The sequence below is a fragment of the Cohaesibacter haloalkalitolerans genome (assembly GCF_003574655.1).
GTDB classification, from domain to species: domain Bacteria; phylum Pseudomonadota; class Alphaproteobacteria; order Rhizobiales; family Cohaesibacteraceae; genus Cohaesibacter; species Cohaesibacter haloalkalitolerans.
Genome location: NZ_QNUM01000005.1, coordinates 279,079 through 303,922, shown reverse-complemented (window position 1 = coordinate 303,922; position 24,844 = coordinate 279,079). Strand labels below are relative to the sequence as shown.

Annotated in this window: 25 protein-coding genes; 7 read left to right on the top strand and 18 right to left on the bottom strand. The window is 55.8% G+C overall.

Translation table 11 applies throughout. The features are described 5' to 3' along the window. Positions 1–28: 28 nt before the first annotated feature. The 7 genes from recO to rpoZ all read right to left on the bottom strand — a co-directional run bounded on the left by recO (position 29) and on the right by rpoZ (position 7,629). Positions 29–769, bottom strand: coding sequence for a DNA repair protein RecO (gene recO / locus DSL70_RS14520; protein WP_119308657.1), 741 nt, complete (start codon positions 767–769; stop codon positions 29–31). Between the two features lie 461 nt (positions 770–1,230). Then, positions 1,231–2,166, bottom strand: a complete 936-nt coding sequence (era, locus tag DSL70_RS14515) for a GTPase Era (RefSeq protein ID WP_119308656.1) — start codon at positions 2,164–2,166, stop codon at positions 1,231–1,233. A gap of 66 nt (positions 2,167–2,232) precedes the next feature. Then, a complete protein-coding gene (gene rnc / locus DSL70_RS14510; RefSeq protein WP_119308655.1) occupies positions 2,233–2,940 on the bottom strand; it encodes a ribonuclease III in 708 nt (235 codons plus the stop codon). A 213-nt stretch (positions 2,941–3,153) separates the two neighbouring features. Beyond that, the gene (gene lepB / locus DSL70_RS14505; RefSeq protein WP_245418234.1) at positions 3,154–3,927 is read right to left on the bottom strand and encodes a signal peptidase I; all 774 of its coding nucleotides are present in this window, start codon (positions 3,925–3,927) and stop codon (positions 3,154–3,156) included. A gap of 225 nt (positions 3,928–4,152) precedes the next feature. Further along, positions 4,153–4,569 (bottom strand): holo-ACP synthase, encoded by a 417-nt coding sequence (gene acpS / locus DSL70_RS14500; protein ID WP_119308654.1) that lies wholly within the window; start codon positions 4,567–4,569, stop codon positions 4,153–4,155. 140 nt (positions 4,570–4,709) lie between these two features. Further along, positions 4,710–6,947 (bottom strand): RelA/SpoT family protein, encoded by a 2,238-nt coding sequence (locus DSL70_RS14495; RefSeq protein ID WP_119308653.1) that lies wholly within the window; start codon positions 6,945–6,947, stop codon positions 4,710–4,712. 277 nt (positions 6,948–7,224) lie between these two features. Further along, positions 7,225–7,629 carry a DNA-directed RNA polymerase subunit omega gene (gene rpoZ, locus DSL70_RS14490; protein ID WP_119308652.1) on the bottom strand — a complete coding sequence of 135 codons (405 nt, stop codon included), beginning with the start codon at positions 7,627–7,629 and terminating at the stop codon, positions 7,225–7,227. Positions 7,630–8,006: 377 nt separating this feature from the next. Between rpoZ and DSL70_RS14485 the strand changes: the two genes are divergently transcribed. Next, positions 8,007–8,594 (top strand): LabA-like NYN domain-containing protein, encoded by a 588-nt coding sequence (locus tag DSL70_RS14485; RefSeq protein WP_119308651.1) that lies wholly within the window; start codon positions 8,007–8,009, stop codon positions 8,592–8,594. Between the two features lie 102 nt (positions 8,595–8,696). On the opposite strand, the gene DSL70_RS14480 is transcribed toward DSL70_RS14485, so the two are convergent. From DSL70_RS14480 to DSL70_RS14460, 5 genes are all read right to left on the bottom strand, one after another. Next, complete coding sequence (locus DSL70_RS14480) at positions 8,697–9,749, bottom strand: dipeptidase (RefSeq protein WP_119308650.1); 1,053 nt, start codon at positions 9,747–9,749, stop codon at positions 8,697–8,699. Positions 9,750–9,838: 89 nt separating this feature from the next. Next, entirely contained in the window at positions 9,839–10,561 is a 723-nt protein-coding gene (locus DSL70_RS14475) for a glutamine amidotransferase-related protein (RefSeq protein ID WP_119308649.1), read from the bottom strand. A gap of 63 nt (positions 10,562–10,624) precedes the next feature. Beyond that, positions 10,625–10,921, bottom strand: coding sequence for an AzlD family protein (locus DSL70_RS14470; RefSeq protein ID WP_119308648.1), 297 nt, complete (start codon positions 10,919–10,921; stop codon positions 10,625–10,627). Then, complete coding sequence (locus tag DSL70_RS14465) at positions 10,921–11,658, bottom strand: AzlC family ABC transporter permease (RefSeq protein WP_245418225.1); 738 nt, start codon at positions 11,656–11,658, stop codon at positions 10,921–10,923. The genes DSL70_RS14470 and DSL70_RS14465 overlap by 1 nt, the downstream gene beginning before the upstream one ends. Before the next feature lie 278 nt (positions 11,659–11,936). Beyond that, positions 11,937–12,347 carry a MerR family transcriptional regulator gene (locus DSL70_RS14460; RefSeq protein WP_119308646.1) on the bottom strand — a complete coding sequence of 137 codons (411 nt, stop codon included), beginning with the start codon at positions 12,345–12,347 and terminating at the stop codon, positions 11,937–11,939. A 445-nt stretch (positions 12,348–12,792) separates the two neighbouring features. Between DSL70_RS14460 and DSL70_RS14455 the strand changes: the two genes are divergently transcribed. Further along, the gene (locus DSL70_RS14455) at positions 12,793–13,362 is read left to right on the top strand and encodes a hypothetical protein (protein ID WP_119308645.1); all 570 of its coding nucleotides are present in this window, start codon (positions 12,793–12,795) and stop codon (positions 13,360–13,362) included. Positions 13,363–13,442: 80 nt separating this feature from the next. Here DSL70_RS14455 and DSL70_RS14450 read toward each other — a convergent pair whose 3' ends face one another. Beyond that, positions 13,443–13,832, bottom strand: a complete 390-nt coding sequence (locus tag DSL70_RS14450; RefSeq protein ID WP_162916714.1) for a hypothetical protein — start codon at positions 13,830–13,832, stop codon at positions 13,443–13,445. Between the two features lie 388 nt (positions 13,833–14,220). On the opposite strand from DSL70_RS14450, the gene DSL70_RS14445 reads away from it, so the two are divergent. After that, positions 14,221–14,757, top strand: coding sequence for a GNAT family N-acetyltransferase (locus DSL70_RS14445; RefSeq protein WP_119308643.1), 537 nt, complete (start codon positions 14,221–14,223; stop codon positions 14,755–14,757). Between the two features lie 92 nt (positions 14,758–14,849). Here DSL70_RS14445 and DSL70_RS14440 read toward each other — a convergent pair whose 3' ends face one another. Then, positions 14,850–15,140, bottom strand: a complete 291-nt coding sequence (locus tag DSL70_RS14440; RefSeq protein WP_162916712.1) for a hypothetical protein — start codon at positions 15,138–15,140, stop codon at positions 14,850–14,852. Between the two features lie 279 nt (positions 15,141–15,419). Between DSL70_RS14440 and DSL70_RS14435 the strand changes: the two genes are divergently transcribed. The 4 genes from DSL70_RS14435 to DSL70_RS14420 all read left to right on the top strand — a co-directional run bounded on the left by DSL70_RS14435 (position 15,420) and on the right by DSL70_RS14420 (position 21,494). Then, positions 15,420–16,028: a PadR family transcriptional regulator gene (locus DSL70_RS14435; protein ID WP_119308641.1), complete on the top strand. Its 609-nt coding sequence runs from the start codon at positions 15,420–15,422 to the stop codon at positions 16,026–16,028. 177 nt (positions 16,029–16,205) lie between these two features. Then, a complete protein-coding gene (locus DSL70_RS14430; protein WP_205563270.1) occupies positions 16,206–17,303 on the top strand; it encodes an efflux RND transporter periplasmic adaptor subunit in 1,098 nt (365 codons plus the stop codon). Continuing rightward, on the top strand, positions 17,303–20,524 hold the full coding sequence (locus tag DSL70_RS14425) for an efflux RND transporter permease subunit (RefSeq protein WP_119308639.1): 3,222 nt from the start codon (positions 17,303–17,305) through the stop codon (positions 20,522–20,524). The genes DSL70_RS14430 and DSL70_RS14425 overlap by 1 nt, the downstream gene beginning before the upstream one ends. 160 nt (positions 20,525–20,684) lie before the next feature. Beyond that, on the top strand, positions 20,685–21,494 hold the full coding sequence (locus tag DSL70_RS14420) for a PadR family transcriptional regulator (protein ID WP_245418224.1): 810 nt from the start codon (positions 20,685–20,687) through the stop codon (positions 21,492–21,494). A 134-nt stretch (positions 21,495–21,628) separates the two neighbouring features. Here DSL70_RS14420 and DSL70_RS14415 read toward each other — a convergent pair whose 3' ends face one another. The 4 genes from DSL70_RS14415 to DSL70_RS14400 form a co-directional block, all read right to left on the bottom strand. Continuing rightward, positions 21,629–22,486, bottom strand: coding sequence for a CDP-alcohol phosphatidyltransferase family protein (locus tag DSL70_RS14415; protein WP_119308825.1), 858 nt, complete (start codon positions 22,484–22,486; stop codon positions 21,629–21,631). 102 nt (positions 22,487–22,588) lie between these two features. Continuing rightward, a complete protein-coding gene (locus tag DSL70_RS14410) occupies positions 22,589–23,290 on the bottom strand; it encodes a phosphatidylserine decarboxylase (RefSeq protein ID WP_119308638.1) in 702 nt (233 codons plus the stop codon). A 266-nt stretch (positions 23,291–23,556) separates the two neighbouring features. Further along, on the bottom strand, positions 23,557–24,207 hold the full coding sequence (locus DSL70_RS14405) for a gamma-glutamylcyclotransferase family protein (protein WP_119308637.1): 651 nt from the start codon (positions 24,205–24,207) through the stop codon (positions 23,557–23,559). A 71-nt stretch (positions 24,208–24,278) separates the two neighbouring features. Next, entirely contained in the window at positions 24,279–24,842 is a 564-nt protein-coding gene (locus DSL70_RS14400; protein ID WP_119308636.1) for a GNAT family N-acetyltransferase, read from the bottom strand. Positions 24,843–24,844: the final 2 nt, after the last annotated feature.

Genomic DNA, 24,844 nt, shown 5'->3' with positions numbered 1-24,844 from the left:
ATTTCAAGCGATCTGCCATCCGCCGCAGCTACTCCTCAAGGGATAGATCCTTGCGGACAGCTTCTATGAAACTGAGCCGGAGCTCAGGCGCCTGCCGACCCAAAGGCCCATAGACGTAGCGCTCAAGAAAATACTCAGTCAAGGTGAAGCCCTGCGCCAACTCGTCATAGGTCATGCGGTTGGACGTGGAGGCCCCGCCAAGGAAGGATGGCAACGGCAGCAGACGGTCATGGTAGGGCTTGCCAGCTTCCCGACAGACGGCCCGGCCGGATTTCGGCGATACATAGACGAGGTCGTGGCTTTGTCCCGTTGCCGCGCATTGCTCAAGGTCCAAGCCGAATCCGAGTTCGGCCAGCATGGCCAACTCGTAGCGCACCATCATTTCGCCCGCGACATCGCCTTCCTCGAAGGCGTCGACGATGACGCTCAGCGCCTGAAAGATATAGGGATGCGGATCACGCTCCGGCAGCAGGCGGGTAAGTTCGGCAATGAACTGCATGCCATAGGTGCCCAAAGGCAGGGCCATCAGCCGGGCAGCACGGGAGGTGAGCAATTCCGTTGTTATCTGCCCGAGGTGATTTTCAAGCCGCGCCCGCCAGGTGACTTCAAGACTGTTGCCCGACTGCAGCACCGGTTGCTGCCGCTTGGAACGACCGCCTTTGACCAGCCCCATGATGCGGCCGTGGTTGCGCGTCATCACCTCCAGCAAAACCGAGGTTTCGCCGTGCCTTTTCGTGCCCAGAACGATTGCTTCGTCAGTCCATTCCATGTGCGAAAGATGCGTCGATTTGCTAAAAAAGGGAAGAGGTCAAAATCACCTTCATGGCAGAATTCCTTTCCGGTATTGCAATGAAGGAAAGACAAAGCGTATGATTGCAAAGTGACAGGATGGAGGAGCTGAGTGTGTCCATCCGGCAACCGCCAGGGCACTCTGTCCTACCCTTGGCATGTCATCCACGACGAGACAGAAGATGTGTCTGTCTGGTGACCCTCATGGCGCGCCATAGAACCCATGAGGCATCGGTGGTTTGTTGGCCAGCGAAGAGGAAGACGCGTCTTCTTGGCAACCTCTGTGGCGCCCCATATTATCCATGGAGCACTGGCTTTCCAAACTCGCGCCCTTTTAGGGGCGCGAGATGGATCGTCTGAGGCTGTTACGATGTGGAAGCATCGCACAAGCCCTTAGGTCATCACGATAGGATTGGTTTTACCAAATGTCCGTATCTGCGGTCAGATCGGGAAATCGATGCCCATTTCGCGGTAGCGTTCCGGATCATCGACCCAGCGTTCCCGCACCTTGACGAACAGGAACAGATGGACGTTGGCTTCCAGAAGCTCGCTCAGCTCCTTGCGGGCGGCCATGGAGATCGCCTTGATGGTGGCGCCCCCCTTGCCAAGAACGATCATTTTCTGGTTGTCGCGCTCGACATAGATGACCTGTTCGATACGAACGGAGCCATCCTTTTTCTGCTCCCACTTCTCGGTTTCCACCGTAGAGGCATAGGGCAGCTCCTGATGCAGGCGCAGGAAGACCTTCTCCCGCGTGATCTCGGAGGCCAGCTGGCGCATCGGCAGGTCGGAAATCATGTCCTCGGGATAGAGCCACGGCCCCTCCGGCATATGCTCGGAGAAATAGTCCAACAGATCGTTGATATGGTCACCATTGAGCGCCGATACCATGAAGGTTTCGTCGAACGTCAGCCGCTCGTTGATCTCCTGGGCCAGAGCCAGCAGCGTGTCGCGTTTGACAAGGTCGATCTTGTTGAGGATCAGCACCTTGGGCAACTTGATGTCCGCAAGGCGATCGAGAATGGTTTCGATCTGCTCATTAAGGCCCTTTCGGGCATCGACGATCATGCCGATGACATCGGCGTCCCTCGCCCCGCCCCAGGCGGCGTTGACCATGGCTGTTTCCAGCCGACGCTTGGGCGCAAAAATGCCCGGCGTATCGACGAAGATGACCTGATTTTCGTCCTTGAGCGCGATGCCCCGGATGAGCGAACGGGTGGTCTGCACCTTGTGGGTGACAATGGAAACCTTGGAGCCGACGATCTGGTTGACCAGGGTCGACTTGCCTGCGTTTGGCGCTCCGATCAGCGCAACATAGCCGCAGCGGGTCTTGTGGTCCGGCTGGAAACCGGCTTCATGAGAGGATGTATCCGACATGCCTGTCCTTTTGGTTTGGCGCACGCTGCCTCCAGCGCACGCCGTGTGAGGTAATCGAAGGGGACCCTACTTGGTGTCCGCACTCCACTGTCCTTCTCTGATCAGCATTGTCCGGGCAGCATCCTGCTCGGCAATGCGTTTTGATGGTCCCGTGCCACGGGCCGGTTCGAGGGTCGGCACTTCGACACTCAGGGTAAACTCTGGTTCGTGGTCCGGACCTGTCCGCTCGATCAACCGGTAGGTTGGCGGCGGAAGCTTGTTGCCCTGCACCCATTCCTGCAGGGTCGTCTTGGCGTCACGCAGCGGACCGGTCCAGTCCAGCATGCGGCGTTCCCAATACTGCTTGATGAGATCTCGCGCCCGATCAAAGCCACCATCCATGTAGATGGCCCCGATGACTGCCTCACAGACATCGCCAAGGATCGCCTCCTTCTTGCGACCTCCGGCCTGCGCTTCTCCCTCGCCGAGACGGATAAAGGGACCCAAACCGATTTCTCTGGCGACATCCGCACATGTTTCGTTGCGAACAAGACCATTGAACCGGCGGGCCAATTCCCCTTCATCTGCCTTGGGAAAGGCTTTCAGCAGCATTTCGGCAATTGTTACGGCCAGAACGCGGTCACCCAGAAACTCATGGCGCTGGTAGGTCTGGTCGACCTGAAGGCGCGGCGAGGCAACGGTGCTGGAGTGGCTCAAAGCCCGTTCCAGATGCGCTTTGTCCTTGAACTGGTAGCCGAGATGCTCTTCAAGTTTGCCAACATCTCTCTTTTTCATTGCAGTCCAACCTTTTCCTTTCATTTCGAGATTTTTGGTTGTCGCCTTTCGGCAGAGCCCGATACAGAGAATGCCACACAGACAGGGTCTGCGCGGCATTTTACCCTAAATGGGGGCTATTTCAGTCTCACCAATCGTAGCAGACGCTTGTGTCGCAATCAGCCTCGCTTGGCAAGGCCTTTTTGCGATTTGGCACCGCCGGATAAGGTGAAATCACTCACTCATGTCCGGCTTCAGGCTGGTGAACCAGCGTTCCCAGCGCGCGGCACTCGGCCAGCTCCAGATTTCCCAAGGCGCCTTGCCGTCGCCGATCGAGAAGAAGATGACCTGTGCCTTGCCGACGAGATTCTCGAACGGCACATAGCCGACGTTGCTCAGCACCCGGCTGTCAGACGAATTGTCGCGGTTGTCGCCCATCATGAAATAGTGCCCGGCAGGCACTTCATAAACCGGCGTGTTGTCGAGATAGTTGTTGTCCGTGAGGTGGAGCGTCGTATAGCTCACCCCGTTCGGCAGTGTTTCGCGGAAGCGTTCGACCCGTTCCTTGCGCCCCTGCTCGTCGGTGTCGATGAAATCTTCGATCCGCTCATGCTTGACGGCCTGACCATTGATGTAGAGCTGGCCTTCGATCATCTGGATCTTGTCGCCGGGCAGACCGATCACGCGCTTGATATAGTCGATGGACGGATCGCGCGGCAGTTTGAACACCACGATATCGCCGCGCTTGGGTTCGCTGGCCAGAATGCGGCCCGAAAAGAGCGGCAGGCCGAACGGCAGCGAATAGCGCGAGTAGCCATAGCTGTATTTGGACACGAACAGATAGTCGCCGATCAGGAGCGTCGACTTCATGGACCCGGAGGGAATCGAGAATGGCTGAAACAGAAGCGTTCGCACCACGAGCGCTAGAACCAGTGCCTGGATAATGACCTTGATGGTTTCGCCAAGGCCGCCCTCGTTTTCTTTCATGCTATCGTCTGACACACTCAATCTCTTTTCAATCATGTCCGGCATGTCTGTTGGGAAAGACAGGGCCACGGAGGCGCAGCAGAACATTTATCTGGGTTTCTTCACATCTGGTAATAGCGGCACAGTTCCGCCGATACAATCAAGAAAATAGCTTGACCGAAAAGTCCGACATTTCTGTGCAAATATGAGGGTTTCCCTCAGCCAAATAGGCCAATTTCGACGTTTCCTTGCAACGAGAATGTGGCGCTATTGTGCTGATGGCCAGTTTTCAGGCACTGCGGAAATGATCACATAGGCCTGAGCAATGGGATATTCATCGGTAATCGTCAGATCAATCTGGGGGACGAACCCTTGCGGGATCATCGACAACATGCGGGCAAGAGCACCGTTGGTGAGCACCATTGTCGGCTTGCCCGATGTCAGGTTGCTGACCCCCATGTCGCGCCAGAAGACCCCATGCGACAGGCCTGTTCCCAGTGCCTTGGAACAGGCTTCCTTGGCGGCGAACCGTTTGGCATAGGATGCAGCCCTCTGGGCCTTGCGCTCGGATCGGGCGATTTCCTTCTCGGTGAAGATGCGGTTGATAAACCGCTCACCAAAACGCTCAAGCGATTTTTCAACCCGCCTGATATCAATCAGGTCATTTCCGGTGCCAATAATCATCCTGTCAAATTTCCCTATTGTTCAAGCGTCATCCCGCCAACGTCGCGCAGAGGGCGGGATAGACGGCCAGACTTGCCAGCCAGACTTGTCAGTCAGACTTGATAGCCAGACTTGATAGCCAGATTGGGCGGCAACCCCGGTCAGTTGACGCGCCATGCCTTGGATACGGTCTTCTTGCTGCGGATCTGCTCGATGATCCGGTTGAGATGGTTGAGGTTCCAGACCGACAGATCGATCGTCATGTCATGAAAGTCGTTGAGCTGATGCTCCATCTTGATGTTCTCAATGTTGCCGTCATTTTCCGCGATGACATTGGCAATGGCCGCCAGACTGCCCGGTTCGTTGAGGATGCTCACTTCGATCCGCGCCGGGAAACGCTCGGTGTTTTCCTCATCAATATCCCAGCGCACGTCGAGCCAGCGCTCCGGCGCATCATCGAACTGGCTGAGAGCTGGCGAATGGATCGGATAGATCGTCACACCCTTGCCCGGCGTATGGATGCCCACGATGCGGTCCCCCGGAACAGCGCCGCCTTCTGGCGCGAAGGTAACGGGGATGTCGGCAGAAAGGCCACGAATCGGAATGGACCGCTGTCCGGGCTGATGGCCATTCTTGCCATTCTTGCGGCTCGATCCAGGGATCCGGAATTTCATCGCCGAGGCATGCGGCAGACCGAACCAGCCTTCGCCGCGTTCGCCCTCGCTCTGGGCGGCGCGCTGGTCCTGATAGTCCGGAAAGACGGCCTCGATCACCATGCGCGATTGCAACTCGCCGCGACCGACAGCGGCCAGCGCCTCGTCAAGAGCCTGAAAGCCAAGACGGGACAGGGCAACCTTGATCTGCTCGGCGGAGTATTCCTGCCCTGCCCGCTTGAAGGCATTCTGCAGGATCTGCTCGCCAAGACCGGCATATTGTTTGCGGACAGCTGCGCGGGTGGCCTTGCGAATGGCAGCCCTGGCCTTGCCGGTGGCGGCGATATTTTCCCAGGCTGGCGGTGGTGTTTGGGCCTTGGAGCAAATGATTTCGACTTCGTCACCGTTGTTGAGCTCGGTCACCAGCGGCATCACTGCGCCGTTGATCTTGCAGCCGATGCAGGTGTCGCCAATATCCGTATGCACTGCATAGGCAAAGTCGATCGGGATGGCGCCGCGTGGTAGCGCGATAACCCGCCCCTTGGGAGTGAAGCAGAAGACCTGATCCTGAAACAGCTCGAGCTTGGTATGTTCGAGGAACTCCTCGGCCGAATTGCCCGAAGACAACAGCTCAACTGTCTGACGCAGCCACGAATAGGCATTGCTGTCCTTGGCCAGACGCCCGAGAGACCGGCCACCCTTGGTTTTGCCCGTCACGTCCTTGTAGAGGGCATGAGCGGCGACACCATATTCGGCAAACTGGTGCATTTCAAAGGTGCGGATCTGCAGTTCCACGCGCTGACGGCCCGGCCCGATCACCGTGGTATGGATCGAGCGATAGTCGTTTGGTTTCGGGGTCGAAACATAGTCCTTGAAGCGTCCCGGCACACACGGCCAGATCGTATGAACGATGCCCAATGTCCGATAGCAGTCGTCGATATTGTCGACCAGCACGCGGAAGGCATAGATGTCCGACAATTGCTCAAAGCCGATATTCTGGCGCTGCATCTTGCGGAAAATCGAATAGGCCCTTTTCTCGCGGCCGCGCACGGTGGCCCTGAGCCCCTTCTCGAGAAATGTCTTTTCCAGTTCGCCTTCAATTTCCGTGATGATTGTCTTGTTGCGCTGGCGCACTTCTTCAAGACGTTCGGAAATCGCTTGATAGGCCTCCGGATTGATATATTTGAACGACAGGCCTTCCAGCTCTTCGCGGATATCCTGCATGCCCATGCGCTCGGCAAGCGGCGCGTAGATGTCAATGGTTTCCTGCGCGATCCTGTGGCGCTTGTGCTCGGGCACGAAATGTAGTGTGCGCATATTGTGCAGGCGGTCAGCCAGCTTGACGATCAGCACACGGACATCATCGGAGATGGCCAGCAGCAGCTTGCGAATATTCTCGGCCTGCGCGGTACGACGGGAGACAAGATCGAGCTTGCTGATCTTGGTGAGGCCCTCCACGAGCTTGCCAATTTCCGGCCCGAACATTGAATCCAGCTCGGCGCGGGTGGCGTCGGTGTCTTCCAGCGTATCATGCAGGAGCCCGACGGCGATGGTGCCGTCATCAAGCCGCAGATCAGTCAGGATGCCAGCCACTTCTAGCGGATGGACAAAATAGGGATCGCCAGACGCCCTCTTCTGCTTGCCATGTTTGCGCATGGAATAGACATAAGCCTTGTTCAACAGGGCTTCGTCAGCATTTGGATTATAGCTTACAACTCTTTCAACGAGCTCGTACTGACGCATCATGGCGAGAAAGAAACCTCGATTATTGAATGCCCGGTTCCCCGGACACTACCTGTTCTCTTGAGAACATTGTACCTGATATCTCTATACATATAAGAAGAAGAGCCGGATTTAACCAGTTGTCGGCGGGCGGGCAATCGGCCAGCCGCGCCATTAGGAAGGCTGCGATTCAACCCTCATGCATAGAGCTGCCAGAATTGCAGAACAAAGGTAAAAATGCCAATAAAAAAGGCGGACGATTGACGTCCACCTTTTGATTTCTTCTGAACGATCGAAAAGATCAGTCGTCGGTACGATCTGGCGGCACAAGGCTTTCCAGACCACGCAACAGTTCTTCTTCGGACATCTGGTCGAACACGACTTCGCTCTTTGGTTCACCAACGACGCTTTCATAGTCGTTCGTGGCGGCTTCGTCTGCCGTAATCAGCTGTACTTCTTCGGTTTCAGGCTCATCAACCTCAACATATTTCTGCAGAGAGTGAATGAGATCTTCCTTCAGGTCGCCCGGAGAAACAGTCTCGTCGGCAATTTCCCTCAGGGCAACAACCGGGTTCTTGTCATTGTCACGATCAACCGTAATTGCAGAGCCACTAGAAATCATACGCGCGCGATGACCGGACAGCAGCACCAGCTCGAAACGATTCTCAACCTTATCAACGCAGTCCTCAACAGTGACGCGTGCCATAGACGATCTCCTACTTGGGGGAATTTCCCCCTAAATAGAGCGATTTTTTTTGTTTGACAAGTGCGAACCTTGGCAAACTGCCGAGTGAAACCGATTTCAATGCATTTTGTAAAATTTTGGATACCATAGACAAGGTAACGTTGTTGTGTTTTCGTTTATAATCTGTTTTTCTTGGTGGTTATTGAATATAAATCCGTATAAAGTCAGAATCGATTTGATTTCACGTGAATGCATTTCATTGTTTTGAATGGTTAAGATATTCAAAAACTTAAATTCTATATCTTAGTTTAATTGCCAAGGCTTTGATTGAGCGTGTTAAATTACAAAACTCATCCTGAAATTGAATCCAACGAAAAACCAGCATAAAGGGTGAATCCGTGTTTGATCCTAGAGAAAAAGTTGCTTTATTCATCGACGGCGCCAATCTGTATGCAACGACCAAGACTCTTGGCTTCGATATTGATTACAAACGGCTATTGAGAGAATTTCGCGGCAAGGGATACCTCCTGCGGACGTATTATTATACCGCTCTGGCCGAAGATCAGGAATATTCTTCCATCAGACCTTTGATCGACTGGCTTGATTACAACGGATACCATGTCGTTACCAAGCCGACCAAGGAATTTACTGATTCTGCAGGGCGTCGGAAGATCAAGGGCAACATGGACATTGAGCTGACCATCGACGCGATGGAGTTGGTGGACCATGTGGATCACTTCGTCATCTTCTCCGGTGATGGCGATTTCCGCAAACTTGTTGAAGCGCTGCAGCGTCGCGGACGCAAGGTGAGCGTGGTTTCCACCATGTCGACCCAGCCGCCGATGATCGCTGACGAGCTGCGCCGACAGGCTGACCATTTCATCGATCTGGCCCATATCGCCGACCGTATCGGTCGCGATGCGAATGAGCGCCCACAGCGCACTCCGGTCCAGAACGACTATGAAGATTCAGAATATGATGACTGATCACCAGATCAGTCAGATATAGATATAAAAACCCCGCTTGATGCGGGGTTTTTTGTTGTCTCTATTCTGCGCAAGTCAGCAGGTCAGCAACTAGTCAAACGCCTAGATACCGGACCGTTCCAGCATGGCAATCCAGTTCTTGTGGGCGATCTTTGCAATCAGCTCTTCGCCAAAGGCGCGCGCGCGCAACCGTTCGATAAGAGCCGGGTTACCTGCGCAGGAACCGATACGCTGTGGAACGGTGGTGCCGTCGAAATCCGATCCCAGACCGACGCCATCTTCCCCGAGCTTCTCGACCAGATAGGCCAGATGATCGACCATGATGTCGAGGTCCATGTCGATCTGCTTCTTGTCACCATCCGGGCGCAGGAAGCCGACGGAATAGTTGAGCCCGACCAGCCCCTTGGTCTCGGCAATTGCAGCCAGCTGCTTGTCTGTCAGATTGCGGCGTGACGGGCAGATGGCATGAACATTGGAATGGGTCGCCAGCAGCGGCTTTTCACTGACAGCATGCACATCCCAGAAGCCCTTTTCGTTGATGTGGGACAGATCGATCAACATGTTCAGCGCACCACAGCGCCGAACCAGTTCCTTGCCCAGGTCGGTAAGGCCGGGGCCAGAATCAGGGCTGCCGGGAAAGTCGAACGGTACGCCGTGGCCGAAGATATTGCTGCGGCTCCAGACAGGACCAATGGACCGCAGACCGGCAGCGTGGAGCACATCAAGGGCGTTGAAGTCGGCGTCGATGGCCTCGGCTCCTTCGATATGCAGCATCAGGGCGATGACATTGTCTGCCATGGCCTGCTTGATGTCGGCGCTTGTGAGGCAGATGCGCACCCGCCCTTCCGATTTCTGAGCAAGGCGCAGCGCACGGGCCATCATCGCATTGGTCATGTCGAGCGCATAGGGCTGCTCGACTTCGTTGACCATGGATTGAAAGTCGGGTTTGCTGTCCAGCTTCTTCATCGGCGGGACGAAGATGGCAAACAGGCCGCCAGCAAAGCCACCTTCAACGGCTTTCGGATAATCGATATTGAGCTTTTCACTGCCTTCAAGGAAGGAAATGGGAGTCCCTTCCCTTTCGGACATTTCAAGCCGGAGCAATGTGTCATTGTGGCCGTCAAAGACGGGTACGATAGCCTTGACCATAGTCATTCTCGTTGTTGTTCTTGTTTGCAATCGGTTGGGGTCTGGCGTCTCACCGAACGACGACCCCGGAGATCTTTACTCGCGACAGCGGCGCCTCAGCCACGCGGCTGGCGGAAGAAGCGCAGCATCCATTTGGCCACCCTATCAGCATCCACGGCATCATGCACATGAGAGAGTGCCACATCGGCATCCTCTTCTGTCATTGACTGCCCGCGCCGCTGCTCAAGAAGTGTCTCGATGAGAGGGGCGGATAACTCGGGATGGAGCTGAATGGAGAGACCGGATTGCCCATAGGCAATCATGCCATTGGGGCAGAAGCTGTTGCCAGCAAGCAGACACCCGCTTTCGGGCAGAACTGTGACCTGATCCTGATGACTTGCCTGTAGGGAAAATTCTTCGCTTTCGGCATCCATCCATTGCGGGCGCTTGTCGGGATCGACCTTGTAGTGATGCACCGCGGCGCCCCACCTGCCAGACGGAGCCTTTTCCACGACACCACCCATGGCCGTCGCCATGATCTGGTGACCAAAGCAGATACCAATGACCGGGCTGTTGGCTTTAATGGCATCACGAATGAAGGCTTCAAGGCGCAACATCCACGGCAGCTTTTCATAGGCGCTGTGCAGCGAGCCGGTCACGATCCAGCCATCGCATTCGCCTTTATCGGCGGGGAACACATCCTTGAACACGTCATAGCTTTGAAAGGTAAGATCAGGGTCCTGCTTCAGGAGCAGCTCCCGAAACATGTCATCAAATGTACCATAGGCCTTCACGAGGTCTTCCGGCAGGGGTCCGGCAACCAGAATACCGATCTTCATTCTATTCAAAGCTCCAACTCTTCAGGCGTCTTGCGGCGGGGCCTCATGGTGAGAGGTCGTGAGCTACCCGCTGACGTGACGCAAAACCGCAATGGCGACAGTGCCAATCACCACCATCCATATAACGGAAACCCTGAGGCCCGCAATCACTGCAATGGCAAATGCAGCCCATTCATTGGGCCCACCCTGCGCAACGGCCGGGGCTACCAGTGTCGTCAACACCGCAGCAGGAACAGCATCGAGCCCGGCTCGTGCCCGAGGATGGATTTCCTTGAACCGCGTCAGGATGACATGCCCGCCAATGCGGGTCAGATAGGTTACGATGGCGCCGCCGATGATGATCCAGAAGGTTGCCGACATCACACATCCCCCTCCAGCTTCAGCGGCTCACTGACATCGCCCGCCCCATTCCCCCGTGCAGCAGGCGCGAAGATGGCCGCCACCAGAATGCCGGCGGCAGCGCCGATGGATACATGCCAGGGCGAGCCGACCGTATAGCTGGCGATCACCGAGGCAACAGCACTGACGGCGACCACAGGATACCAGAAGGGGCGCTTCCTGAAGCCCATCAGCATGGCCATGAAATAGATCGGCAGGATGAAATCAATGCCCCAGGCGTGGGAGTTTTCGAGGAAATTGCCGAAGATTGCGCCAAGGAAGGTCATCGCGACCCAACCGACATAGACCACGAAGACAAGGCCCATATACCACGAGAACTGGATTTCCTCGCCCTGCTCCACTCTTCGTTCCGTTTCGGCATAGGCCGGGTCGACAAGGAAGAAGAAGCCGAAGGCCTGTTTCAGGATCGACCATTGCGACAGATGCTGCCCCATCGAAGCGGAATAGAGAATGTGGCGGAAGTTGACGGCAAAGATCGACAGGACGACAATCCAGGCAGGAATATGCTGGCCAAAAAGATTAAGGCCGACCAGCTGGCTCGCTCCCGCAAAAATCGTCGCGCTCATCAGAACGGCATCGAATACAGACATGCCGCCATCAACAGCCAGTGCTCCAAATAGCGCACCGAAAGGTCCGGCAGTAATCACGACAGGCACGCCGAGCTTCATTCCCTGAAGGAAGAGCAAGCGGGGTGTCATACTGTCATCGGGTAATCTTTTTCCAGTCATATCGCTTCTATAAGGCAAATGCCGCAGTCAGTCCTATCAATAGTTTTCAAGAAGCCATAACGGGAAATGATAAGTTGCAGTGTCTGCCACCAACCCGGATACCATGCAGACGGAACGGCAGCCCCAATGACGTGGGCCGAACATGGCAACCACGACATATTTCACCACAGTTTCAATAGGATAAACTGCTGAGCCCTTCAGTCTTTCGGTTCGACGCTGCGATCCCCATTGCCTCGGTTCACTTGATATCAATGCTCGTGCATACAATGGCCATGGTCGGCCAGGCTTTCGATGACTTTGCATTCTGCAATGCATTCACCCTGACAATGGGACATGCGCTCAAGCTCTGATTCCAGTCGCTGCAAACGGGATATCCGATCGCGAACATCGAATAGATGGCGCGTGAGAATGTCGTCAGCCCCCTTGCATGGGCATTTCTCGTCGTCCTTGAGCGCCAGCAGTGATTTGATATCATCAAGGGAAAAGCCTAGATCGCGGGCGTGTTTTACGAAGGTGAGCCGCTTGAGGTCGTCGTTTTCATAGCGGCGCTGGTTGCCTTCACTGCGGTCAGCGGCTGCAATCAGGCCGATTTGCTCGTAGTAACGGATGGTTGGCACCTTGACGCCGCTGGTCTTTGACAATTCACCGATAGTCAGCATTTTGAGAGTTCCCGAAAACGAGAGCGATTTGCTCCAGAAGCTATAGTCTCTAGAGCTATTATAGGGAGGTTCATCCGGTTGTTTCAAGACTGACGGCACAATAATTGAGCGAAGCGCTCTCCAATCACTTGGAAGCATCATCCTGCAACTGCTGTAGCGGTGATGCCAGCCAGCATGGGCGTCAAATTCACCACATCCGCCATTGCGGATATTGCCGATGCCCTTGTCATGGCGGGTCTGTTCTTGCGCTCGGCCCGGTTGATCCTGCAGCAATCGAGCATCGATTTTCGCCAGAGCCATGCAAAACCTGTTTGAATCGCGCAAAATCGGCCTGTTTTGGAGAAAAAACTGCGCGAAATGATGGATTTATCCTTCATCAGTCTGTAGAAGATCAAGCTAGTGAAAAACAAGATAAGCACTTATAATCGCTGGAAGGATTGGATTGATGCGCAAACTTCGGACCATGGCCACACTGCTTGCTCTGACGTTGCTCCCTTCATATGGTCAGGCAAGCACACTGTCAGATCAGATTGAAGCAGCAGATGCTCTGTTGTCCTCTGGCAAACCGGCAGCCGCGTTCGATCAGTTGGACGGGATCATCGAGGACTTCTGGAACAGGTCGCCAATGTTTGTGCGCAAGGCCGTTTTCGTCAGTGACGTGACCGGCTATGGCAACTTTGTCGAGAAAGAGGCCGTTTTCAAACCCGATGCTGCCCAGATGATCTACATCGAGCCGGTCGCCTTCTCCTATGGCAAGACGGATGATGGCAACAGCGTTGCAAGCTGGAGTGTCGACTATTCGCTCGAAGGCCCCAAAGGCACCACCCTGCTCGACACCGAGAATTTTGTTGATCTGGTCGTTCCGCTCAAGCGCCACAATCGCGAAATCTTCCTCAAGATGACGATCAACCTGCACGGCATGAAACCGGGAAGCTATGTGTCGCACTATGTGCTGAAAGACAAGAATTCCGACAAGACCGCAGAGTTTTCCCTGCCGTTCAAGATCGAGGAATAGCATAACGCAAGAAGGCTTTGTGATCCGTCACAAAGCCTTTTTTGTATCTACCGCGACCATGGCCTCCCAACCGCCGTCGCCTATTGCGAGGCCAGTTGTATGGTTGGTCGCAAGTCTGCCGTCTCCACTTCCTTGGGCAGATTGGCTCGAACGACATCATGGCTCATCTCGCTCATTTCCTGATGGATCAGGGTGAACATGATCCTTGAGCCGACCAAAACCGAGCCAACGGCAAACCCCAGCACCACGCAATAAAGACCAGTCTGCAAAAGCAGCCGTCGCAGGTTGATGGCGAGCAAATAGCTTTGAGCCGAAAGATAGACGCGTCGGGACGCATCAACCAGAGATGCCGCTTTCTCTGGTCCGTGCCGGTCCAGCAGTGCAGCCAGAGCATTATCGAAGGCTCGCTCGACTTTTTCCAGGAGCGTTAGCGCTTCAATCCTCTTGCCATCCCGTACAATCATTTTCACTACCCCATCCGCCTCAAACCCACAGGCCCGACTTAACCAATCAGGTCATACCTGACTTTCTGAATGTAAATATTTGCCAATATTTCTAGCTCAAATATAAACATCTCTTCTCAAGAAGGTTCCGTTCAGGACATATTTGAAAACAGGGTTGTCAAACCGTAAACGTGATTGCTCATATCTTATCGATTAGCTTAAACATGCTTCATATCGAAACCACAGATCGTCACCACGGTTAACATGATCTTTATTCTGCCGATGGGGCCGCAGAAAAATCCTTACCAAGACATCGTACACCGAAATTGTTCATTCCCATGCAAAGAGCAATTGTCTCACCATTTCGTCCGTGTCATGAATGAAAATCTTACCGCCTGAAGAAAGTTCCAAATTCATGTCCTTACAGAATACTCTCCCGTCTGCCCTCCTTTCCGCTCGTCCGCTCACTGCCGCAGATGCAGACACGATGCTGAGGATCTATCAGGAAGGGATCGATACGGGCATGGCAACCTTCACGGATGCGGCGCCGACCTGGGAAGCATGGGACAAGGGTCACCTGCCCGAGTGCCGTATGGTGGCGGTGTTAAACGGCGAAATCGCAGGCTGGGTGGCATTGTCCGCCTATTCTGGCCGGAGCGTCTACCGGGGCGTTGCAGAACTGAGCATCTATATTGCCAACAGCGCCAAGGGCGCAGGTGTCGGCTCGTTTCTGATGCAAAAGCTGATCGAGGAATCGGAAGCAAAGGGGTTCTGGACGCTACAGGCGGGCATCTTTGCCAACAACGCGGCCAGCATCCATCTGCACGAAAAGTTCGGGTTCAAGCTGGTCGGCATTCGCGAGCGCATCGCCCAGATCTCCTACGGCGCCAACAAGGGCCAGTGGCGAGACGTTACCCTTTACGAACGGCGCAGTCTGAAGGTTGGCGCCTGATCGTTTCGATACCAAAACGATTCCTAAAAACCGCCACGCAAACGGATCGTCACAGATGTCGTTGCGGGTGCGCACATGGGGAGCCTTGCGCGTCAGTCGTCCTTGGGCAGGCTCATGACCGCCGCCCCCATGGCCACACTGCAGATGGTGATCAGTAGGCCAAAGAACAGCAGCGCCATCGGTATCCAGGGCTCTTCACTGTTGAAAATAAGGTCCTGAAGTCCTGCGGCATTTGTCAGCAGCAGGCCGCAGAAGATCAGCACAGTCGCGGCAAATCCAATCAGCCAGTTGATCGCCAGCAGCCGCATGAGGGGATTGCTGAAAACACCTTTCACCCCTTTTTCCTGTCGACGCGACGGCGGTACCAGATCCGTTATTGGCATGGGTAATGCGTTCCTTGTTTCGAAGGCCTGAAGCCGAGGCAACTGATCGTTCTACAACCATTCATGCAAAGCCTCGCAACTATAATCAGTTTTCCCTAGCTGTAAATCAGACCATGAGGCAACCGACCATCACAAAATGGAGACTCCATGCCCCGCAGATATGACGATTTGATATATTCACTAGACACATATATCAAATCGTTATATAGACTTTAGATATACGCCTTGATACTGAAATCGTGAGTTTCGAGGGCCGTAGCCAAACCAACGGATTGACCAATGAATGTTCGCAGCATCTGTCTTGCCATCCTATACTGTTCCGACAGAACCGGCTATGACATCCGCAAATTCTCGACGGAGGGCAATTTCAGCTTCTTCATCGACGCGTCATATGGTTCGATCTATCCTGCATTGAACAAGCTGGAAACGGAAGGACTGGTCACCTGCCGCCATGTTGCCGAAGAAGGCAAGCCGGCGCGCAAGGTCTATTCCATCACCGAGAGCGGTCGGAGGGCTCTGTTCGATGAGCTTTTGCAGCCTCATCGGCCAGATATCTACAAGTCCGAATTCCTACTTATATCGTTGTTTGCACGCCTTATCGGACCCGACGCGATAAGAGAGGCAATCGACAGACAGGTTCAACAACTGAATGAAGAGCTTGCACTCATCTCTTCATGTAACGAATCCGAGCTTCAGACTGATCTGGAGCCAAGTGATTGTGGCCGCAACGAGCTGGATCTCCAGGCGGCTGAATGGGCAAAGAGCTACGGGCTCTATTGTGTTCAGGCCAGCATTGACTATCTGAAGATGCATGGTGAAGCTCTGGTTGAAATCGCAAGACAAGGCAACCAGACCAAACCGCAAGCACAGACCGGTCTGAGTGAATAACATAAATTTTGAAGCCGAATTGTCGTGGAGCGCAAGATCTGCCTGCGGCTTTCATTTGATTTGACCTATTGCCCCAATTCCTGTGGGGCGCCGATAGCGAGGGACTACCCCATGGCGTTGCGACTGAAAGGCTCATACGGCCTGGCGCTGCTGTGTACTGCTGGGATCGTTGGATGGATGGCAACCGGAGAAGCCGTCTTCAGCGGTCAGGAAACGGCCGAGGCAACCCCGCCTCCCGCCGTTCGTACTGAAAATCAGGAGAATGCGCTCTTCCGTGTCGCGGTTCAGCATTTTTCTGCCAAGCCGAGACTATCCACCCTGACCATTCGCGGCCGCACAGAAGCCGATACGAAGGTGACGGTACGCGCAGAAACTTCGGCCATCGTCCAGTCGATCGCCGTTGAAAAGGGCCAGTGGGTGCACAAGGGCGATCTCCTGTGCAAACTCGACATCGGCTCGCGGGAGGCAAGTCTGGCCAAGGCCAGAGCTGCCCTTGAACAGGCCGAATTCGACCTTCAGGCCAAGGAGACACTGGCAACCAAGGGATTTGCCTCCAAGACCCAGCTGGCAGCTCTGCGCGCCTCGCGTGATGCGGCGATTGCCGGTGTCAAGGAAGCGGCTCTTGAACTTGACCGCACCAACATACTTGCCCCCGTTGACGGTCTGGTGCAGGGCGATATCGCCGAAATCGGCGATCAGCTAAGTATTGGCGGGGCCTGCGCCGAGCTCGTGAACCCGGACCCGATGCTGGTTGTCGGTCAGGTCTCCGAGCGCGATATTGCCCAGGTTGAAGTGGGCAACAAGGCTGAGGTCAATCTGGTCACCGGCGAGAAGACCGAAGGCCGCGTACGCTTTGTCAGCTCTGTCTCCGATGTGGAAACACGAACCTTCCTTGTCGAAGTCGAGATCCCCAATCCCGACCGCTCGCTGCGCGACGGCGTGACGGCCATTGCCAATCTCGCCCTGCCGCCAATCAAGGCCCATCTGATGAGCCCGGCATTGCTGACCCTGTCAGACGAGGGCATTGTCGGTGCCATGCAGGTTGTTGGCGATACAGCCCTGTTCGCGCCGGTCAATATCGTTTCCAATGACGAAAATGGCGTCTGGCTCACGGGGCTGCCCGACGAAGTGGACCTCATCACAGTTGGTCAGGAATATGTCAAATCCGGCCAGAAGGTGGTGCCCGTTCCCGCTGACGTGATGTCTGAGAACGGCACTGCGAACAAGACGGCCAGCAAGGCAGATGGCAAGACCAGTGGCGGGGAGCCGAACTGATGCAGAGCGCTCTTGAAACCATTCTGCGCGCCCGACGGGTCGTCATGACCCTGATGGTCGTGCTGCTTCTGGGCGGCATCCTCAGCTATATCAATGTGCCCAAGGAAGCGAACCCGGACATCGATATTCCGATCTTCTATATCTCGGTTTCACAGCAGGGTATTTCGCCCGAGGATGCCGTACGGCTCCTGGTCAAGCCGATGGAGAACAAGCTGCAGAGCCTTGACGGCCTCAAGGAAATGACCAGCTTTGCCTCGGAAGGTCATGGCGGGGTTCTGCTTGAATTCACGGTTGATTTCGACAAGGAATCGGCGCTTGCCGACGTGCGCGACAAGGTTGATCAGGCCAAGGCCGAGATGCCATCTGACGCAGATGAACCGACCATCTCCGAAATGAACATGTCGCAGCAGCCAACCCTGTATGTGACCCTGTCCGGCTCGGTGCCGGAACGGACGCTCTATCAGCATGCGCGCCAGTTGAAGGACGAGATCGAAGGCATTTCCTCAGTGCTGGAGGCCAATCTTTCCGGCAACCGCGATGAACTGCTGGAAGTGGAAATCGACCAGTTGCGGCTGGAATCCTACAATGTCACCCAGACCGAGTTGATCAATGCGGTAACGCTCAACAACCAGCTCGTGCCGGCAGGCTTTCTGGACAATGGCATGGGGCGGTTCAACCTCAAGGTTCCGGGCCTCATCGAGAGCGCACAGGATGTCTATTCCATTCCCATCAAGCAAAGCGGTGAAGGAGTGGTTACGCTCGGCGATATCGCCACGATCAAGCGGACCTTCAAGGACCCGACCACGATCACACGGGTGAATGGCAAGACCGCAATTACCATCGAAATCTCCAAGCGTCTTGGCACCAACATCATCGAGAACAACGATGCGGTGCGGCAGGTGGTCAAGGATGTGACCAGCGACTGGAACCCGGCCATCAAGGTTGGCTTCCTGCTGGATCAGTCCGAGCCAGTCAACGATACGCTGGGCTCACTCGAATCCTCCATCATGACGGCCATTGCCCTTGTCATGATGCTTGTGCTGGCGTCCCTTGGCTTCCGGTCGGCCCTGATGATCGGCATCGCTATCCCGACCTCCTTCATGATGGGTTTCCTCGTGCTGTCGCTGCTGGGCATGACGCTCAACACCATGGTGATGTATGGCCTCGTGCTGACCGTGGGCATGCTCGTTGATGGCGCCATCGTCATCGTGGAATATGCCGACCGCAAGGTTGCCGAGGGCATGCAGCGGCAGGAAGCCTATATCCGTGCAGCAAAACTGATGTTCTGGCCGATTGCTGCTTCGACCGGTACGACGCTGGCAGCCTTTCTGCCCATGCTGCTGTGGCCGGGCATTATCGGCGAGTTCATGAGCTACCTGCCGATCATGGTGATCATCGTCCTGTCCTCTGCCTTGCTTTCGGCCATGGTGTTCCTGCCTGTCATTGGTGGCTTCATCGGCAAGAAGAGTGCAACGCAGGAAGAAATCGAGAATGCCAAGCATCTTTCCGGCGGTCGCCATTTCAACCCCAAGGAAGTGACCGGCATGACCGGCGTCTACGCCCGCTTCCTGCATGTGCTGGTGCGCCACCCGGCGGGCAACATCATCGCCATCGTCGGTGTTGTCACGATCATGGCGTCGATCATCAGCCCGTTCTTCCTCGGACGGGAATTCAAGGCCGAGCTGTTCGTCAATGAAGAACCCCGCTATGCGATGGTCTATGTTTCGGCGCGCGGCAACATGTCCGCACAGGAGAGTCGCGACATCGTGAAGCGCGTGGAGGATGAAGTCCTGCAGGTCAAGGGCATCAAGGACGTGGTTGCCACTTCGGCGCCATCCGGCACGAGCGGCGGCGGCAACAGCCTCAGTTCGGACAGCAGCCGCCCGTCCGATGCCATCGGCTCGCTGGCGCTTGAACTCTCCGACTTCTGCTGTCGCAGACCGGCCGAAGAGATCTTTACCGAGATCAGGGACAGGACGGCACAGTATCCCGGTATTCTGGTGGCGGTGGCCAAGACCGAAGAAGGCCCTCCGACCGGCAAGGACATCAACCTCGAGATCACCTCGAACAATTACGATCTGGTCTCCAGCATTACCGGCATCGTGCGCAAGCATGTCGACGGAATCAGCAATCTGGTTGATATTGAGGACGGCCGTCCCCTGCCCGGAATCGAGTGGGAACTCAAGATCGACCGCGAACAGGCGGGCCGTTACAACGCATCCATTGCCACGGTCGGCTCGATGGTCCAGCTTCTGACCAACGGCGTCATGATCGGCAAATATCGTCCTGACGATTCCGAGGACGAGGTGGACATTCGTGTGCGTCTGCCCAAAGAGCAGCGCAACCTTGACCATCTTGGCGAGCTGAAACTTCCGACCAGCAACGGCATGGTGCCGATCAGCAACTTCGTGCAGACCGAAGCCAGGCAGAAGGTATCCTCGATCACCCGCAAGGATGGTCTCTATGCCATGAGCGTCAAGGCGACCGTGGATCAGAGTGACGGCACAACGGTTGATGCCAAGGTGCGGGAACTGGATGAGTGGATCAAGGCACAGGAATGGCCCAACGGCGTACACTTCAAGTTCCGGGGCGCTGATGAAGACCAAAAGGAATCTGGCGAGTTTCTCGGCAAGGCGGCGCTTGCTGCCCTGTTCATCATGGCGATGATCCTGATCACCCAGTTCAACAGCTTCTATCAAACGGCGCTGACGCTTATGACCGTGGTCTTCTCGATCTTCGGCGTGCTGTTGGGTATCGTTGTTACCGGTCAGACCTTCTCCATCATCATGACCGGTACAGGGGTCATGGCGCTGGCAGGGATCGTGGTCAACAACGCCATTGTGCTCATCGACACCTACAACCGGTTCCGGTCAGAGGATGTGGAAGTGGTTGAAGCCGTGATCAAGACGGCGGCCCAGCGTATTCGCCCCATCCTGCTGACGACGATCACGACGATTGCCGGTCTGATCCCGATGGCGACAGGCATCAACCTGGATTTCTTCAACCGTGTGATTGCCGTAGGCTCGATCACTGCGGCCTGGTGGATCCAGCTGTCAACGGCGGTGATTGCCGGTCTTGGCTTCTCGACCGTTCTGACGCTGATCCTCATACCGGTGCTTCTGGCCTTCCCGACCGTAACCCTGAAACCGATGTTCGGCTGCATGGGACGGTTGATTGGCCTCGGACGCAACCGGCCGCACAGCCCGGAGGCAGCTGAATAGTCGGTTTTCTCCAGCCAAGCGGTTTAAAAAGACAAGGCCCGTCAGCGGATTCACTGATGGGTCTTTTTTTGTTCGAAAATATATTGAAGATATATCTTGATAGTTTGAACGAACCGCGCTATTTAAGATATATCTTAGTTATATCTATTTGGAGAAACCAATGAGAGAACAGAATTTTCAAGAGATGCGTAGCGGCGGGCGTTGGCGCAATAACTGCGACAACCGCGGTCCGCATGGACGCATGAACGCCAATGGACGCCGAGGTGATGGCCCTGATTATGGACTTGCTGATGGATTGGGCGACGCCTTTCAAGGCGGTCGCGGCAACAGATGGCGTGATGAAAGTCGCTGTGGTCAGGAAAGAGGAAGAGGCCCCGAGGTATGGGGCTCTCCCGAGGGCGGGCCTTTCCATCCCGGCTTCATGGGCGGCGGCCCACGAGGGCGCCACGGCGGTCCTGGCGGTCGATCTGGCGGCGGTGGCGACGGCCGTGGCCAGCGACGTGGACGGTTTCTTGGTCAGGGTGACATCCGCCTTCTGGCCCTCGCCCTTATCGAGCAGGAACCCCGCCACGGCTATGATATCATCAAGGAAGTGGAGACCCTGACCAATGGCTCCTACGCTCCCAGCCCGGGTGTGATCTATCCGACCTTGACCTATCTGGAAGAAGCCGGGCAGTGCAATGTCGAGACGGAAGGCAACAAGAAGCGGTATGCCATCACTCCGGAAGGATCTACCCAACTGGAAGAACAGCGCTCAGAGGTCACTCGCATCCTCGATCTTCTCAAGGCGATGGGAGACCGGGCAAGGCAGGAAAGCGAAAGCAGCCAGCGGGCAGCTCCCTCCTTGCCGCTCAGCGTCGAGACCGCCCTTCTCAATCTGCGCGAGACCGCGGCAGAGCGGATCAAGCAGGACCCTGCGGCTTCGAGCAAGATCGTTCAGAAGCTGTTGCAGTTGGCCGAAGACCTCTAGCCAAGCCGACGCAACACATACTCCGGTCAACCTGACCGGAGACAAGCAAAGGCCCCTTTTCGCTACTCCCGGCGCGAAAAGGGGCCTTTGTCGTATCAATCATGATGCTACAAGGAGAGAGTGCCGTTGCGCCTCTAGTCGTCCTTGTCGTCTTCGGCACAATCCTTGGCGTCGGCCACCATGCCATCGGTGATCGGATTGTCATCGGGCATCTGACGGTCATGCAGGAACCAGGAGCGCCGCGCAAAGGGGATCGATGCCAGATAGACCGCCACAAGCACCGTCATGGTGATCCACGGATAGGAAAAGAGGATGGCAACAGCGGCCACGACACCAAGGATCAGCGGCAGCACATTGGCGCGTGGAATGCGCAGACCGATGGTCTTGCCCGAATAGGTCGGCAGGGTCGAGACCACCAGCATGGCAATGAGGATGGTGTAGATCAGCACCACCGGCGCGGCCAGATCCGTATGGGGCAAGCCCGACAGCTCCAGATAGATTGGCGCAAGCACCGCCAACGCTCCGGCGGGAGCTGGCACACCGACAAAGAAATTCTTCTTCCACGCAGGCTGGTTACGATCATCAAGCGCCACGTTGAACCGCGCCAGACGCAGCACCATGGCGATGGCGAAAATCAGCGAGCCGATCCAGCCGATCGACTGGAAGGCATGCAGGATCCAGACATGGAGGATCAGGGCGGGCGCAACGCCGAAATTGACGAAGTCCGTCAGAGAATCGAGTTCTGCCCCGAAACGCGACGTGCCCTTCAGCATCCGCGCCACCCGACCGTCAACACCGTCGAGAAAGGCAGCCGCAGCGATGGAGACCAGCGCCGTTTCAAACCGGCCATCGATTGCCATGCGGATGCCCGTCAGACCGGCGCACAAAGCCATCAGCGTCACCAGATTGGGCGCGATCAACCGGAAGGGCACCGCCTTGAAGCGCCGTCTCGGGTTTTCATCCGGATCAAAAGCCTGAAACGGATTGTTGATGCCATGATCTTGATCGTCTGCCATTTGGAACTTTGTCCTGCGGTTGGTTATGGCCGGGCCAGCGTTGCGAAAATCCGCTCTGCCGCCCCTGCCCGTCAGCAATTACTGCTCTCTGTGAGCGCCAATGTCGCCCTGTTCGCCTTCCATGTTTGCCAGAATGGATTCACCGGCGATCATGGTCTGGCCGACAACAACTGTCGGCACAATGGAGGACGGCAGGTAGACGTCGACGCGACTGCCAAAGCGGATAAGGCCAAAGCGTTCGCCAACCGGCAGTTCCTCGCCCTCACCTGTCCAGCAGACGATGCGGCGGGCGATCAGACCGGCAATCTGGGTTACCCCGACGGGACCATATTCGGTGTCGAGAATCAAGCTGTTACGCTCATTGTCCTCACTGGCCTTGTCGAGTTCGGCGTTGAGAAATTTGCCCGGCTTGTAAGCCACCTTGCGCACCCTGCCCTTGATCGGCGCACGGTTGACATGAACGTTGAAGACATTCATGAAAACGGAGACGCGCATCATTGGCTGATCGCTGAGGCCCAGTTCCTTGGGAGGTGTTGCCAGCCCGACGCCGGAAACGATGCCATCGGCCGGAGAAATGACGAGACCCTTCTTCAGCGGGGTCACGCGGGCCGGATCGCGGAAGAAGTAGCAGCACCACAGCGTCAGGAACAGGCCGATCCAGAACAGCGCCGAGACGAACCAGCCGAGAATGACGGTGATAACGGCAAAGATCGCGATGAACTTGTGCCCTTCGGGATGAATGGGAACCACACTCTTGCGAATGGAATCAATAATCGTCATGGTGCTCGGCCTTCCTTCGGTCGGAGGGGGTGCGTGCGCCAGATGCAGCAAGGCAAGCTGCCAGCGTGGTGCATGGATGCGATGGCATGCGCAGCCCCGGTTTGAACAAAGCTTTTAGCGAAAGTTTCCGGCGCCGCCAAGTCACCATAAGCATTCTTTGCAAGTTCCTGACGCTGAGCTGCCGTCTCACGGCCACTTTCATCGGCTGCGTCCTGCCAATCGCGCCCCTCTTGCAGGGGCAGGGGACACGCCTTTCCAAGCCGGTATCAGGGCAGCAACTGGTCTGGTGTTACCATGGGAGCGCCGGTGGTTGAAACATAGAGATCCACCAGCCGCGCCTCTTCCAGCGACAATTCGACACTGCGCGGGTAGAAAGGCCTGTCCCTGTCCTTGAGAATCGGTGTGTGCCAGCCATCAGTTTCCTCGACGAACCGCATCATGCCGACTTCGCCGAACTTGTGCAGAAAACCCTGCATGACCGCATCGATATAGGATTGCAGAATGGGGAACTTGGGGTCGGCCTTGCTGGTGAGGGCTGGCTGACCAACATAGATATAGCAATCGATCTGGTCTGGCAGCGGTTGATCGGCCTGGAAATCAGCAAGGTCGATCTTCACACGACTATAGTGCGCTTCCCTGATGTCCACCTGCGGCAGGTGGCTCTTCTGATCAAAGACCAACAGCCCGTCACAATAGGCACCGGGTTTCGGGGTTACCGAAAGGGCGGCCGCTCCATGCATCCCGAAGGCGCGCCGTTCCGGGCTGGCTTCCCAGATCGACCAGTGGCGACGATAGCCCTTGAGCCGTCCGGCCACACCAAAGCTTTCGCCATTTCTTGTTTTGTCATTGACCAGAGAGCCATAGCCGAAATAGGCAACCCAATCGGAAGGGTTTGCCAGAAGATCTTCAAATGTCACGATAATCTATCCAGTATCAGGGCGGGTAATGGCAAGCGTGTCGTTGACTTGGCTGAAAAGCATCAAACCGTTTACAAGACCTGCCGCATCACCATTTTAAGCAGATTGCGTTTCAACAGGGGATCATATTTCACCTTGCGTTCCATCACCTCAAGCCCCTGTTTGCGATAAAAGCTGCAAGCGCGGGTGTTTTGCGCAAAAACCTCCAGCGTCAAATGGTTCTGCCCCACCTGACGCAGCTTGCCGCGGGCATCCTCCATCAGAGCCGCACCCACCCCTTGCCTCTGCCAGAGCGGATCGACACACAGGTCCGACAGGTAGGAGGTGGAACAATCCAGCGCACAGAAGCCGACGACGGCTCCATCAGCCTTGGCAAGGGTCAGCAGATCATGCGGATCAGCCTGACCGGCAGCATAATACATCATGAAGGCATGGAGTTGTGCCTCCATCTGCGTGATGTCATTGGCAGAAAAATCAAAGGAATTGCCGCCGATCACGCTGCACCATGCGTCAAGGCCGCAGCGGGTCGCCGCATCAACATCGGCTCCGCACAACGGACCGAAGGTCAAATCCCCAGCCGAGAGAGACAAGGATGTTCCTCGCCCCTCTTCGTTGATGCTGTGCGGCAATGGCATGC

Coding starts and splice junctions, on each gene's coding strand:
- DSL70_RS14435 (WP_119308641.1), top strand. CDS start 15,420: ATGAATGTTCGCAGCATCTGTCTTGCCATCCTATACTGTTCCGACAGA.
- DSL70_RS14430 (WP_205563270.1), top strand. CDS start 16,206: ATGGCAACCGGAGAAGCCGTCTTCAGCGGTCAGGAAACGGCCGAGGCA.
- DSL70_RS14480 (WP_119308650.1), bottom strand. CDS start 9,749: ATGACTATGGTCAAGGCTATCGTACCCGTCTTTGACGGCCACAATGAC.
- DSL70_RS14400 (WP_119308636.1), bottom strand. CDS start 24,842: ATGCCATTGCCGCACAGCATCAACGAAGAGGGGCGAGGAACATCCTTG.
- DSL70_RS14440 (WP_162916712.1), bottom strand. CDS start 15,140: ATGCCAATAACGGATCTGGTACCGCCGTCGCGTCGACAGGAAAAAGGG.
- DSL70_RS14495 (WP_119308653.1), bottom strand. CDS start 6,947: ATGATGCGTCAGTACGAGCTCGTTGAAAGAGTTGTAAGCTATAATCCA.
- rpoZ (WP_119308652.1), bottom strand. CDS start 7,629: ATGGCACGCGTCACTGTTGAGGACTGCGTTGATAAGGTTGAGAATCGT.
- DSL70_RS14460 (WP_119308646.1), bottom strand. CDS start 12,347: ATGCTGACTATCGGTGAATTGTCAAAGACCAGCGGCGTCAAGGTGCCA.
- acpS (WP_119308654.1), bottom strand. CDS start 4,569: ATGATTATTGGCACCGGAAATGACCTGATTGATATCAGGCGGGTTGAA.
- DSL70_RS14425 (WP_119308639.1), top strand. CDS start 17,303: ATGCAGAGCGCTCTTGAAACCATTCTGCGCGCCCGACGGGTCGTCATG.
- DSL70_RS14420 (WP_245418224.1), top strand. CDS start 20,685: ATGAGAGAACAGAATTTTCAAGAGATGCGTAGCGGCGGGCGTTGGCGC.
- DSL70_RS14465 (WP_245418225.1), bottom strand. CDS start 11,658: ATGACACCCCGCTTGCTCTTCCTTCAGGGAATGAAGCTCGGCGTGCCT.
- DSL70_RS14410 (WP_119308638.1), bottom strand. CDS start 23,290: ATGACGATTATTGATTCCATTCGCAAGAGTGTGGTTCCCATTCATCCC.
- era (WP_119308656.1), bottom strand. CDS start 2,166: ATGTCGGATACATCCTCTCATGAAGCCGGTTTCCAGCCGGACCACAAG.
- DSL70_RS14475 (WP_119308649.1), bottom strand. CDS start 10,561: ATGAAGATCGGTATTCTGGTTGCCGGACCCCTGCCGGAAGACCTCGTG.
- DSL70_RS14445 (WP_119308643.1), top strand. CDS start 14,221: ATGTCCTTACAGAATACTCTCCCGTCTGCCCTCCTTTCCGCTCGTCCG.
- rnc (WP_119308655.1), bottom strand. CDS start 2,940: ATGAAAAAGAGAGATGTTGGCAAACTTGAAGAGCATCTCGGCTACCAG.
- DSL70_RS14470 (WP_119308648.1), bottom strand. CDS start 10,921: ATGTCGGCAACCTTCTGGATCATCATCGGCGGCGCCATCGTAACCTAT.
- DSL70_RS14455 (WP_119308645.1), top strand. CDS start 12,793: ATGCGCAAACTTCGGACCATGGCCACACTGCTTGCTCTGACGTTGCTC.
- recO (WP_119308657.1), bottom strand. CDS start 769: ATGGAATGGACTGACGAAGCAATCGTTCTGGGCACGAAAAGGCACGGC.